We start from the raw sequence: 13,355 nt of genomic DNA, 5'->3' as shown, positions 1-13,355 counted from the left end.
ATATAAAATGACAATATAAATTTTTATTAAAAGGATTTTATATGAAAACTTTATTTGGTAAATTAATTAAAACTTTGTTAGCGTTTGTGCTTTTTAGTGCTTTAAATGCAAATGCTTTTGTTGAAGGAGAGGATTATATAGTTTTAGAAAATCCTTTGGCAGTTGAGAAAAATACTCTCATTAAAATTTTTAGCTATGCTTGCCCTTTTTGCTATAAATACGATAAAAGTGTAACTCCAAAGGTAATAGAAAAAGTAGAAGGTTTAAAATACACACCTTTTCATCTCAAAACAAAAGGTGATTATGGAGAGAGTGCAAGTAAAATATTTGCCGTTTTAGTTATAAAAGATATGGAAAATGGCACTAATTTACTTGATGAAAATTCTTTATTTAAAAAAGCAAAATTTGCTTATTATAAGGCTTATCACGATAAGAAAGAAAGATGGAATAACGGAAAAGATGAAGAAGCTTTTTTAAAAACAGGGCTTGAAGCAAGTGGTATAAGTATGCAAGAATACAAAAAAGAGCTTGAAAATCCAAAAGTTATAAAATTACTCAAAAATTGGGATAGTGCTTATGAAATAGCTAAAATTCAAGGTGTGCCAGCTTTTGTTGTAAATGGAAAATATTTAATTTATACAAGTTCTATAAAATCAATAGACGATTTTGCCAACTTAATAAAAGAATTACTTAATAAATAGGCTGATATTATGAATATAATAAACAAAATATCATCTTTTCAAGACAAAAGAATCCCGTGGATTTTAATGATAATTCTTAGTGCCTCATTAGTGATTTTAGCTCATTCATTTTTTCAAAATTACTTATATATGATGCCTTGCGAGCAATGTGTTTATATAAGGTTTGCGTTTTTATGTATGACTTTAGGAGGATTAATAGCTATAATCAATCCAAAAAATCTTATTTTAGCTGGAATTGGATATATTTTTGCTTTTTGGGGCGTAATTCAAGGCATAATCTACAGCTTAAAGCTTGCTAAAATTCACAAAGTTATTCATAGTGATAATCCTTTTGGAGTGCAAGGTTGCCAAAGCGATCCTAGTTATCCTTTTGGCTTAAAGCTTGATAAATTAGCACCATCTTGGTTTGCACCAACTGGAGATTGTGGCTATGATAATCCTATAGTTCCTAATGGAGTTAGTTTAGATAGCATACAAAGTTATTTTATCCATTTATATAAAGATGGATGGTATTTAATACCATCAAAACAATTTATGTCTATGGCTGATTGCACACTTTTAGGTTTTGGGGTATGTTTTTTTATACTTTTATCAATGCTAGGATGTAAAATAATTACTTTATTTAAAAATTATAAATTTTAAAGATCTATTAAATAGATCTTTAAATAACAAAGGTAGTAATGAAAATTCCTTATGATTTTACTTTTAAAATTTATATTGTTATAGCTTTATTTAGTCTTTTTATTATTTTTTTAGGCATAAATATTTATACAAATGCTAAAAATCAAATGATAAATATTTTAGATAAAGAAAAAGCTATTATTAGTCAAAATATAGTAGAAATATTTCAATTTTGGGTCGATGAAAGAATAAATTCTTTAAAATCAATATCTAAATTTATAGAAATTGCAAATATTAATGATACAAAAATTAAAAAACCTATTAAAATATTTTTAGACGAATCAAAAAATTTTGATCTTATGCAATTTTTAAGCGAAGATGGGGAAATTTATATAAATGATATTTTATATGATAAAAATAAAGAATATAATAAAAATTTAATTTGGTATATAGATACTAAGATTAACAATTCTCCAACCGTTAATTTCATACCAAATCACACTATATTAAAGGAAAAAACTTTAAATTTATGTGTTCCTAATTATAAAAATTCAAAATTTTTTGGAGTGCTTTGTGGTGTTGTAAAATTAAAAAATATTTTTCAAAATATTAATAATTTCAAACTTCCTTTAAATTCTTATTCTTTTATAATCACCAATAGTGGCGAAATTTTAACACCTATGAAAGATCAAAAATTAAAAGAAAAAATTCAAAAAAGATTTACAGAAAATTTTTTAATAGGTGAAGATAGCACTAAATTAGCTTTTGATTCAAATTTCATATCTTTATCTGAAATTCCTTATTTAAATTGGTTTATAGGTGCTGGAACTGATAATTCAAAAGAAATTGATAGTTTTTTAACTATAATCACAAAAAACGCATTGATACTTTTAATTTCATTCATATTACTAGCATTTATTGCAAATTTTTTACATAATTTTATGTATAGAAAAATAAAAAATAGCAAAGAAGAAATTGAAGTGCTTTTAGCTCATAAAGCCAAGATGAGTGAAACAGGAGAATTAATAGCTGGGATAAATCATCAATTCATTAACCCTGTAAATTCTTTAAATTTAATGATTTCTACATTGATTATGCTAAATAATGATGATAAACTAGACAAAACAACTTTATTTACAATACTAAAAAAAGGTCAAAAATCAATCTCTCTTTTAAATAGCACAATTGAGATTTTTAGAAATTTTTATAAAACTAGTGAAAATATTAAAATTTTTAATATCAAGCAAAGTATTTTGAATTTATTAACACTTATGCATACAGAATTAGCAAGAGCAAATATTAATGTAGCTTTAAATGATTTTGAAGATAAAAGAGTAGAACAAATAGAAAATATAATTCAACAAATCTTGCTTATTTTAATCCATAACGCAAAAGACGCCATAATAGATAAATTTAAAAATGATATAAAAAATCGAAAAATACAAATAGATGTTAGTTTTGATAATAAAAAAGCTTATATAAAAGTAATTGATTTTGGAAGTGGAGTTAGCAAGATTATGGGTAAAAAAATTTTTAGTCATCCTAAAACTACGAAAAAATACGGAAATGGAATAGGCTTATATTTTGGAAAAAAACTCGCAAATGAAAAAATAAATGGAGATATAAAATTAATAAATTATTTTAATCCTACTATTTTCCAATTAGAATTTGATATAAATTTAAAGGATAAAAATGACAAATGAATCATTAAATTTATTAAAAAAATTATCTGTATTAATAGTCGAAGATAATGAAATTTCTAAAGATCTTTTAGTTAGTGGCTTAAAGGCTTATTGCAATAATGTTTATAGTTGTGAAAATGGAGAAGATGGAATTATTTATTTTAAAAAATATAAAATTGATATTATCATTACTGATATTCATATGCCTATTATGAATGGTTTTGAAATGATGAAAAATATTTTAACTTTAAAACCAGATCAAAAGTTCATAGTTTTGACTTCATATGATGCTACTTTAAGTAAAAGTTTAGATATGGGTGCAACTTTATTTTTAGAAAAACCTATTGATATTAAAATGCTAAGATCTTTACTGGTTACTTTAAGCTATGAAAAATATGAAAAATTAGTAAAAATAAATAAAAATATAAGTATAAATTTAAAAAAAGAAAAAATTTATAAAGATGGTGAAGAATTTTATCTTAGTTACTTGCAAAATAAGTTTTTTTGGCTTTTTGCTTATAATTTAAATAAATTAGTTAGTTATGAAATGATAGAAGAATTTGTTTATAGAAACGATACTCCTAGCAAAGGTGCAATAGCAAATATCATTTTGAGATTAAAAAAAGAACTTGGTATTAAAATAAAAAATATACCAGAATCTGGGTATATTTTAATTTGTGATAATTTTTAATGAAAACAACCAATAGCTTCTTTTTAAATAAATATTAAAATAAAAAATTTAACTTAAAAATTTGGCAAACGACCTTCATTTAAAGATATAAATTTAAGCTTATTAAAATGTGGCAAAAGCTTTAAATAAACCTCATCTAAACAAAAATAAAGCTTTTATACAGCTTACATTGCTATAAATAAACTTAACCAAGTTAATTTCTCACGGATTTATAAGTGGTAAGGTGATTAATAAAGCTAAGATTTTTCATCACACTAAGGCTTTAAATTTAGCCAAATTTCTAATAAAAAGCATAGAAAAATAAGATAAATTTATAATCAAGCCCTAAAAAGGGCTTAATTTATTTTGTAAAAGCTTTTTCTAAGCTTATAGGCATAGCTTGATATCCAATTCCTGTTCCTGTAAATTTAATTAAAACAGATGGTTTTGATGATCCCCATTTAAATTCTAAAAGTTCAGGAGCAGGATTGCCTACTGGGACGCCTTTTCCTATGTCAAATTGCATACCAGCAGTTGCAGAATAAACGAGTATAGAATTTTTATCTTTTTGATACTCAGCTATACTTGTAACCGCACTAAACCAATCACTTCCTCTTTGTTTGCCATATTCCCAAATTTGTTCTATTGTTTTTTTCTTTTGATTTATTTTATAAACAACAGCACGCGAATACTTCATACTTGCTAAGGCAGGTTGCTCTAATCCTCTTGCATCGCCATTATCAAATGCGGTTAGATACAAAATATCTTTATTTGTTTTAGAATCAATTATAAAAGCTGTGTGCTGGGTATAAGTCCAATCAAATCCACCTTTATCATTCATATATCCTGGACATTTTGAGTATTCATCTTCACAAATTATTTTATTGCCTTTACTATCAACTGGCTGAAGTAATTTATCTTTAAATTTATCGCCCCAACCTTTATGTGCAGCAGCTATCCATTTGATTTTTTTATCTCTTCCTATTTTTACTATTGCACTTTGATGACGACTTGAAATTATAATAGAATCATCATTTAAATCATAATCTACGCTATTTACGTGAGCCCAGTTTCTACCAATTCCAGTGCCAGCAATATCTCCAAAATTATTATTTTTATCTAATTCTGCTAATTCCGTTTCATTTAAGGTATGACCAGCTTTATGTGCATCAACATTTAAACAAACTGCACCCTGATCAAGAGCCATAATAACATTTTTTCTATATGGATCTAAAATTTCATATAAACGCCAATCATCAACAACATTTCCATTTTCATCTACTTCTACAATGGTATCTCTAACCGTTCTTACATTTTTACCATCAGGTCTTTTTGTATTAGATGAACCAACTCTTAATAAATAATGTCCATTTTGCATATTATCAAGCGAATGTGAAAAATCATTATAAGCAAGTGGAAGTTGGCGATTAAAAATTTCTCTTCCCATTAAATCATATTTTACATATCTTTGTCCAAATCCCCAAGTTAAAGCACCATCAGCATTTTGTCTAAATCCCATTTGAATGCCAGTTTTATAAATACTACTTGGATCTAAAAATTTATCTGAATCAAAATACCATCTAACTTCGCCTTTTGTATCTACTATAAAGACATTTGATGAATAATTCCATTCTAACGCGCCTCCAGTTGGATTATTCCAAATCATTTGCGCACTTTTTCCAGGAATACTTCCAGGGACATTATTTATCAAATAAAGCCTATCTGCAAATTCTTTATCTAGCTGTTTTACCTCCACTTTCTCAAAAGGAACACCTGTTTGAAAAAGCAATCCAGATGGTTCTAATTTTATTGGACCTGTTAAAATTTTGTATTGTTCATTGACTTTTTCATCTTTAAATCCCATAGCACTTTTTATATAGCTTACTTCAACTATATTTTGATACGAAGGATAAAGGCCAAAAATAGGAATTCCTCCATAAGTTTTAGCTACTTGATCATTTACTTTGTATTCTATAGTTTGACCATCTTTTTTTGGTAGTATTTTGACCTTTATATCTTTTAATACATAGCCATTATTTGTGATAATTGCAGTTAGCGGTGCATATCCATAAGGATTTAATTTAACTGCACCTAATTTTCCTTGTATTTGATAATCAAGTTTTGGACCACTTGGACCACCAATAGCAAGTGCTTGTATGCTTAAACCACTAACTAATAAACCTGCAACCAAAATAGATGAAGTTATTTTTTTCATCTTCATAGTATTTTCCTCCATATGTTAAAGTAAAAGTTAATTGATTAAACTTTTTTGATTATTATTTTAAAACAATTCTATAACATAGAAATCACATTAATATAAAATTAACTTTAAATTTTTAAAATTTTTTAATACCTAAATAAGCATAATTCCTTTTTAAAAAGATGTTATTTTTTATAAATTCTGCAAAATTCCTTAAGTAAAATTTTTAATGATAAAAACATATTCTTTTTAAAAGCAAAGATATAAAAAAGTCATAAATAAGATTGTAAAACATATTAAAAATAATTATAAAATATCCTTTAGCTAAAAAATTGATTGTTGCAAAAGTATTTGCAACAGATTTCATAATTTTAAATCTTTTAATTTATAATAATTAACTTGATATTTTTCTTGCTCTAAAAAATAAGTAAGAAAAGTTCCATAATTTTAACTTAGTGTAAAATACATAAATTCAAAAAAAGGATAAAAATGAAATTACGAGTTTATTATGAAGATACTGACGCAGGTGGAGTGGTGTATCACGCTAATTATTTAAAATTTTGCGAAAGAGCTAGGAGCGAGATATTTTTTCAAAAAAATACAGCTATTTTTGACAAAGATACTGGACATTTTTTACTTACAAAAGCAGAATGCAACTTCTTAAAGCCAGCAAAATTAGGCGATATTTTAGAAGTAAAAACACATATTTTAAAGTTAAAAAAAGCTTCAGTGATCATAAAACAAGAAATTTATAAAAATACAGAAAAACTTTTTGAGGCTAATTTTACCTTAGCTTTTATCAAAGCAGAAAAAATAGCCCTTATAGATGATGACATTTTAAAAGTTTTTGCTACTCTTAAAAAGGAGTAAAACCTAAACCTTTAGAACCAATGATTTTAACCTTATAATCAAACTGATTTTCATTTAATTTTTCATCAAAAATTCTCTGAGAATCAGTATCTAAAAACTGCGTGTAAAAATAATCAATCCCTACACTAGTCGCATACGCTATCCAGTTATAATTAATATCTTGTGAAAAAATTTCATTTAGATAACTTAAAGTTTTATCTTCATTAGATATAGAATTTGCAATAAGTAATTTTTTTCTATCATTAATTTGGGTTAAATTCAGCAAAATAGGATTGTAATTTAACTGGGTAGATAAAAGCACAAAAGGCTCTAAGTCATAAGCACGAAGTTGAGAACTAATAAGAGCTGTTTTAATCAAAGAAGTATTTAAAAATATACTTGCATTTTGAAAACTCTTATTTTTATTTAACATACTTTTAAAATCAAATTTAGAAGTATTAATGGTGTAAATTTTTTCACTTCCATTGCTAAGATTAATAAGCTCTTCATTGAGGCGATTAGCAAGATTAGTCCCGTCTGAAAAAATGATATTTTTGCCATTTGAGTATTCTAGAAGTTTTTTAATTTGTTTTTGATAATCTATACTTCCATAATAAACATTTTCTTTTTGTGTATCAAAATACCTCTTATGTGCTGTAGGTATAAAAATTTTTATATTTGAATTTAAATCTTTTTTTAGCAATTGTTTTACACCCTCTTCTGTAAAACCTGCGATAACATAATTAAATTTTTCACTTTGAATTTCACTTAGAGCTTTAGAAATTTTACTTCCTTCCTCATTGCCTATTAAAAAAACCTTCACTTTAATTTGAGCTCTTTGTCTTAAAAGATAAGCTATGCTTGAATTTATAATGGTATTAGAATAGCCCTTTATAGTTTGCTCAGGAATAATAATAGCAAGTTTTATACTTGCATTTTTTTGAATACTCCTTTCAAAATCAATGATGGAATTTAAAAGTTTGGTATAAATATTTACTAAAAATTCGTTATTAATCGCTTCATTAAATTCAGACAAAAAGTTAAAATACAATCCACTTTCTAATAACCCAAACAAACACTCATTATCGCAATTTTGATCTTTTATATTTAAATAAAACGCCTCACTTGGTTCTATAGGTGAAAGTTCTCGTTCTTTTGCAAAAGCACTACAAATTAACACAAGATTTACCATCACACAAAGAAAAATTTTTTTCATACATAACCTTTTATTTTCTTGATATCTTCTATAAAATTTGCATACAAACTAGGATTTTTACTAAGATAATTTAAATCATAATTTGGCATAATCAAACTTTCATTAAATTTCAACCATTGACCAATGTATGTTTTAAAATCCGCAAATCCTAAACTTAAAAATGCCTCTTCTCCTAAACAAAGAATTAGTTTAGGCTTTATAAATTTAAGCTCATTATAAAAATACGGCAAACAAAATTCTACCGAATTTTTATCAAATTTAAAATTACTAAAGCATTTTAGCACATAAGAAAAATAAATTTCATCTTCATTTAAATCTAATAATTCTTTAAATTTTAGCAAAAAATCTTGCTTGAGTTTAGAAGCAAAAAATTTTCCACTTTCATTCTCATCTTTATCAATATAGCTTTGAAAAATTAGAATTCTAGCTTTTTTTATTTCTTTTTCTATCAATGAATTTTTTCTTAATTTATAAAAATTGCAAAGAGTGCATTTTTTTATTGAATTTTGTAATTCAACAAAGCTAAAATCCGCACTTTTTACTCTCTTAACTTCTTCTAAATATTCAAAACCAAAAGCTTTAAGATAATACAAATTTCTCTTATCCATTAAAATAATGCCTTTAAATTCTCACCTTCTAAACGATAAGTTCTCCATTTACTCATATGTCTAGCATTAATAGCAGTGTAAAATTTTATACCCAAATCATTATCATTTAAGCATATCCATTCTAAACGCTTAAGATTTTTTTCTTTACAAATATTTGCTAAATATTTAAAAACTTCTTTTGCATAGCCATTTCCACGATATTTTTCTTGTATATAAATATCCTCTAAATACATACCGCCTAATCCCTCAAAAGAAGAAAAAGTATAATAATATATCGCATATCCTATGATATCACCATTGACTTTCAAGCTTAATGCCTTTGCATAATTGTTTTCAAATAAAGACTCTTTTAGTTCCTTAATTGTGCATTTTACCTCATCAAGCATATTTTCATAGACAGCAAGCTCTTTAATTAACTCTAAAATTCTACTTAAATCCTCTTTTTTACTCTCACAAATTTCAAATTCCATCATAATCCTCCGTATAAAATAAAAGCAAATTTAACAAAAACTTTTAAAATCAACTCTTAATTAAAAGCAGATTTAAGTAAGATTTGATATCATATCCGCTTTATTATTTTGTTTTAAATTAAGGAAAAGCTATGAAAAGAACATACCAACCGCACAAAACTCCAAAAAAAAGAACTCACGGATTTCGTGTGCGTATGAAGACTAAGAATGGTCGCAAGGTAATTAACGCAAGACGTGCTAAAGGTAGAAAAAGATTAGCTGCATAAAAAATTTTCTAAATATTAGTGATATAAGAGAATTTGCAGCAATCTACAAAGAAGGTAAAAAGTGGCACTGCGAAGGTGTGATTATATTTTATTTTCCAAGTCAAGAAAAGAAATTTGCTGTAGTAGCTAGTAAGAAAGTTGGAAAAGCTGTTGAACGAAATAGAGCCAAAAGACTTTTAAGATCAGCTTTCTTTCAACTTAGAAATCAAGTTAAAAACGGAAAGTATATACTCGTTGCCAAAACTGGAATTATTGAGATTCCTTTTTTAAAATTAGAAAAAAACTTAAAGTGGGGTTTTAAAAAAATAGGATGTATAAAACAATCTGCGTGCAACTAATAAAATTTTATCAATTTTACATTAGCCCTATAAAACCAAGATGTTGTAGATATTATCCAAGCTGTTCTGAATACGCCCTATGGCACTTTGAGAAAAATAATATATTCAAAGCCCTCTTTGCAGTTTTTTTAAGAATTCTAAAATGCAATCCGTTTTTTAAAGGTGGTATTGATTATCCAAGAATCAGTAAAAAAAAATCAAATTCTAGTGTTTGCTTTAAACCTAAAACTAATGCTTTAAAAAGACTGAAATATTTATACGTTCCTTTCAAGGATAATCAATTTTTTTTAATTAAGATTATATTTATAAAGGACAATCCGTGCCAGATAACTTATCTCAACAAAAACGCATATTAATTGCTGTTGTTTTATCATTTTTATTTTTTGTAGTTTATGATTATTTTTTTATGCCAAAAAATCCAAAAATAGAGCAAAATATTACAAAAATTGAACAAAACAATTCAGCTCCACAAGCAAGCAATACAAAACAAATGTTAAAAACCGAGCTTGCTATAAATCAAAAAGAAGAAATAGCTTTAATTAAAGGTGAGCATTTTCAAGCTCATATTGATTCTTTAGGTAGAATTTCAAAATTTTATCTTAGTGATCAAAAATTTAAAGATGAAAATGGCAAAAGTATTAATCTAGTGGATACTTCTTTATCCCCTCTACCATTAGAATTAAGATTTAGCGATAATGTAATTAATCAAGAGGCTTTTAATACCCCATATACTGCAAGTCAAAAAAATATTGAAGTCAATGATACAAATAATACTCTTATTTTAACTCAACACTTAGACAATCTTATTATCACTAAAAAGATTACTTTTTATAAATATGGAAATTATGACATAGAAGTAAATTTAAGTAAAAATACGCCTTATTTTATTACCCCTGGATATCGTCCAAATATAGCAATAGATAGCTACACAGTCCATGGAGCTTTACTACTTGATAAAAATGATAAAATCAATATCTTAGAAGATGGTGATGTAAAAAATGATGAAAATTTCTCAAATATTACTTTGATGTCTGCATTTGATCGTTATTATAGTGTTTTATTTTATAATTTTGAAAACCCTCTAAATGTCGTAGTAACTAAAGACACAAATGAAAATTCTATTGTTTTTGCAAGTGCCAATAAAGATTTTAAAGCAAGTGGCTATATAGGTTCAAAAGAACATGAAATTTTAAGAAATATCGATCCAAGATTAGATAATATTGTCGAATATGGTTGGTTTACTTTCATAGCAAAACCTATGTTTGAATTTTTGAATTTCTTACATGGTTATATGAAAAATTGGGGATGGGCTATAGTTGTAATGACCTTAATTGTGCGTATTATATTATTTCCATTAACTTATAAATCAATGATTTCTATGAATAAATTAAAAGATTTAGCACCTAAAATGAAAGAAATTAGAGATCGTTACAAGGGTGATCCACAAAAAATGAATATTCATATGATGGAATTATATAAAAAGCATGGTGCAAATCCTATGAGTGGATGTTTGCCTATACTTATACAGATTCCAATTTTCTTTGCTATTTATAGGGTTTTACTTAATGCTATAGAGCTAAAAGCTGCTCCGTGGGCTTTTTGGATCACAGACTTATCGGTAATGGATCCATGGTTTATATTGCCTATATTTATGGGTATAACAATGTTTATCCAACAACTCATTACACCAATGACTATACAAGATCCTATGCAGGCAAAAATAATGAAATTTTTACCTTTAATTTTTACATTTTTCTTTTTAACATTCCCAGCTGGTCTAACTCTTTATTGGTGTATAAACAACCTTTGTTCTTTAATACAACAAGTAATTGTTAATAAACTTTTTAAAAATCATAAGCAAGAGGAAATAGCCAAACATGAACATAGAAGCTAAAGATTTACAAACAGCACTCATTGAAGCATCAAAACATTTTGAATGTTCAGTTGTAGATTTAGAATATGAAGTAATTCAACACTCTAGATCCGGTTTTTTTGGTCTTTTTAAACAAAATGCAATTATTTTTGTTAAAAATCATAAAAAAAAGGAAATTCTACAAGAATCTAATATAAAAAAACATTCCAATAAACAAAATTATAAAAATTATGAAAAGCAAGAAACAAAAAAAGAAAAAGCAACATATAATAAACCAAATAATGAAACAAGTTTATCAAGAGAGTATTATAAGGTTAAAGATGATGCTATTTTTAATTCTTTTCATAAAGAATCATATGAAGAAAATAACAAATTCTTTTTTATTGATGAGATTAAATTTTCACTTAATACACTACTTGCAACTTTTGATTTTGATATCAAAATAGTAGAAATAAGAATGTGGGATGAAAATTGCATTTTAATAAAACTAGATGGTAATGACGCTGCCTTACTTATAGGCAAAGAAGCTCATAGATATAAAGCTTTTTCTTATTTACTTTATAACTGGATTAATTCTAAATACAAAATTCAATTAAGACTTGAAGTTGCTCAATTTTTAGAAAATCAAATTCAGGCTATGGAAAACTATCTTAAAATACTAATAGAAAAAATCGAAACTACTGGTAGAGTTCAAACAAAGCAATTAGAAGGAATTTGGCTAAAACATATATTAGAAAAATTAAGAGAACGTTTTCCTGATAAATATGTGGCCATAAAAAATAATGATGGTCAAAAAGTTATCATTGTAAATGATTTTTTGAAGAAAAGTGAATGAATGAAACTATAGCTGCTATAGCTACAGCACATGGTTTAGGTTCTATTAGTATTATTAGAGTAAGTGGCAAAAGAGCATTAGAAATTGCTCTTAAATTTACTCATAAAAAAGAATTAACTCCACGTTATGCTCATTTATGCAAAATTTATAAGAATAACGGAGACTTTTTAGATGAAGCTTTAATAATTTATTTTAAAGCACCCTATTCTTTTACAGGTGAAGATATAATAGAATTTCATTTACATGGTGGTTTTGCTTTAAGTGAAATTTTACTTGATGAATTAATTAACTCAAATATACGCTTAGCTAATCCAGGGGAATTTAGCAAAAGAGCTTGTTTAAATGGAAAAATGGACGTATTAAAAGCTATAAGTATCCAAGATCTAATTATGTCAAAATCAGCAAATGCAGCAAGTATTATTGCAAAAAATTTAAAAGGTGATTTAAATGAATTCTTAAATACCATAAGAATTGATCTTGTTAAAACTTTAGCTTTTGTCGAAACTAGTATTGATTATGCTGATGATGATTTACCGCAAAATTTACTAGAACAAATTATCCAAATGTGTGAAAAAAATTCAAAGCTTTTAAGCGATATCGTTGATATATCTTTGAGAAAAAAAGGTTTGATAGAAGGTTTTAAAGTAGCAATCATTGGTAAGCCAAATGCCGGAAAAAGTTCTTTGTTAAATTCACTTCTAGCATATAATAGAGCTATAGTTTCAAGCACAGCAGGCACAACTAGAGATCGTATCGAAGAAAATTTAAAAATAGGTTCGCATCTTATTAAAATCATAGATACAGCAGGTATTAGAAACGCTCAAGATGAAATAGAAAAAATTGGTATAAATTTAAGTTATGAAAGTATCAATGAAGCAGATATTATCATAGTAGTTTTTGACGGATCAAAAGAATTTGATGATGAAGATAAGCAAATTTTAGATACATTAAAAGATAATAATAAAAAAATTATTTATGTTTTAAACAAAAGTGATTTAAAAGATAATTTTAATCATAAAATAAAAG

General features: G+C 26.0%; 15 protein-coding genes. 11 read left to right on the top strand and 4 right to left on the bottom strand.

The features are described 5' to 3' along the window. The first annotated feature begins 41 nt into the window (after positions 1-41). Genes QZ429_RS06300 through QZ429_RS06285 form a run of 4 tightly spaced genes read left to right on the top strand, consistent with a single transcriptional unit; the run spans position 42 to position 3,695 of the window. On the top strand, positions 42-701 hold the full coding sequence (locus QZ429_RS06300) for a thiol:disulfide interchange protein DsbA/DsbL (protein WP_291952941.1): 660 nt from the start codon (positions 42-44) through the stop codon (positions 699-701). A 9-nt stretch (positions 702-710) separates the two neighbouring features. Next, the gene (dsbI, locus tag QZ429_RS06295; RefSeq protein ID WP_291952939.1) at positions 711-1,343 is read left to right on the top strand and encodes a protein-disulfide oxidoreductase DsbI; all 633 of its coding nucleotides are present in this window, start codon (positions 711-713) and stop codon (positions 1,341-1,343) included. Between the two features lie 38 nt (positions 1,344-1,381). After that, complete coding sequence (locus tag QZ429_RS06290) at positions 1,382-3,025, top strand: ATP-binding protein (protein ID WP_291952938.1); 1,644 nt, start codon at positions 1,382-1,384, stop codon at positions 3,023-3,025. Beyond that, positions 3,015-3,695 carry a response regulator gene (locus QZ429_RS06285; RefSeq protein WP_291952936.1) on the top strand — a complete coding sequence of 227 codons (681 nt, stop codon included), beginning with the start codon at positions 3,015-3,017 and terminating at the stop codon, positions 3,693-3,695. Before QZ429_RS06290 ends, QZ429_RS06285 begins: the two co-directional genes overlap by 11 nt. A gap of 340 nt (positions 3,696-4,035) precedes the next feature. Here QZ429_RS06285 and QZ429_RS06280 read toward each other — a convergent pair whose 3' ends face one another. After that, a complete protein-coding gene (locus QZ429_RS06280; RefSeq protein WP_291952945.1) occupies positions 4,036-5,889 on the bottom strand; it encodes an aryl-sulfate sulfotransferase in 1,854 nt (617 codons plus the stop codon). Positions 5,890-6,363: 474 nt separating this feature from the next. Here QZ429_RS06280 and QZ429_RS06275 point away from each other — a divergent pair, with 474 nt between their 5' ends. Further along, positions 6,364-6,744 (top strand): YbgC/FadM family acyl-CoA thioesterase, encoded by a 381-nt coding sequence (locus QZ429_RS06275; RefSeq protein ID WP_291952934.1) that lies wholly within the window; start codon positions 6,364-6,366, stop codon positions 6,742-6,744. Here QZ429_RS06275 and QZ429_RS06270 read toward each other — a convergent pair. Genes QZ429_RS06270 through QZ429_RS06260 form a run of 3 tightly spaced genes read right to left on the bottom strand, consistent with a single transcriptional unit; the run spans position 6,731 to position 9,020 of the window. Then, positions 6,731-7,939, bottom strand: coding sequence for a hypothetical protein (locus QZ429_RS06270; RefSeq protein WP_291952932.1), 1,209 nt, complete (start codon positions 7,937-7,939; stop codon positions 6,731-6,733). The genes QZ429_RS06275 and QZ429_RS06270 overlap by 14 nt on opposite strands. Beyond that, on the bottom strand, positions 7,936-8,547 hold the full coding sequence (locus tag QZ429_RS06265; protein WP_291952930.1) for a uracil-DNA glycosylase family protein: 612 nt from the start codon (positions 8,545-8,547) through the stop codon (positions 7,936-7,938). Before QZ429_RS06265 ends, QZ429_RS06270 begins: the two co-directional genes overlap by 4 nt. Next, entirely contained in the window at positions 8,547-9,020 is a 474-nt protein-coding gene (locus tag QZ429_RS06260) for a GNAT family N-acetyltransferase (RefSeq protein WP_291952929.1), read from the bottom strand. Before QZ429_RS06260 ends, QZ429_RS06265 begins: the two co-directional genes overlap by 1 nt. A 128-nt stretch (positions 9,021-9,148) precedes the next feature. Between QZ429_RS06260 and rpmH the strand changes: the two genes are divergently transcribed. The 6 genes from rpmH to mnmE all read left to right on the top strand — a co-directional run. Continuing rightward, positions 9,149-9,283, top strand: a complete 135-nt coding sequence (gene rpmH, locus QZ429_RS06255) for a 50S ribosomal protein L34 (protein WP_291952927.1) — start codon at positions 9,149-9,151, stop codon at positions 9,281-9,283. Continuing rightward, the gene (rnpA, locus tag QZ429_RS06250; RefSeq protein ID WP_291952943.1) at positions 9,280-9,621 is read left to right on the top strand and encodes a ribonuclease P protein component; all 342 of its coding nucleotides are present in this window, start codon (positions 9,280-9,282) and stop codon (positions 9,619-9,621) included. Before rpmH ends, rnpA begins: the two co-directional genes overlap by 4 nt. After that, entirely contained in the window at positions 9,594-9,977 is a 384-nt protein-coding gene (gene yidD, locus QZ429_RS06245) for a membrane protein insertion efficiency factor YidD (RefSeq protein WP_291952925.1), read from the top strand. Before rnpA ends, yidD begins: the two co-directional genes overlap by 28 nt. Then, positions 9,941-11,515, top strand: coding sequence for a membrane protein insertase YidC (yidC, locus tag QZ429_RS06240; RefSeq protein ID WP_291952923.1), 1,575 nt, complete (start codon positions 9,941-9,943; stop codon positions 11,513-11,515). The genes yidD and yidC overlap by 37 nt, the downstream gene beginning before the upstream one ends. Then, entirely contained in the window at positions 11,499-12,329 is an 831-nt protein-coding gene (locus QZ429_RS06235) for a Jag N-terminal domain-containing protein (RefSeq protein ID WP_291952921.1), read from the top strand. Before yidC ends, QZ429_RS06235 begins: the two co-directional genes overlap by 17 nt. Continuing rightward, on the top strand, positions 12,326-13,355 hold a 1,030-nt coding region (gene mnmE / locus QZ429_RS06230), incomplete at its 3' end, for a tRNA uridine-5-carboxymethylaminomethyl(34) synthesis GTPase MnmE (RefSeq protein WP_291952920.1). The genes QZ429_RS06235 and mnmE, both read left to right, overlap by 4 nt.

This window comes from Campylobacter sp. (genome assembly GCF_020024835.1).
Taxonomy (GTDB): Bacteria; Campylobacterota; Campylobacteria; order Campylobacterales; family Campylobacteraceae; genus Campylobacter_D.
This window is presented reverse-complemented; position numbering and strand designations above follow the sequence as displayed.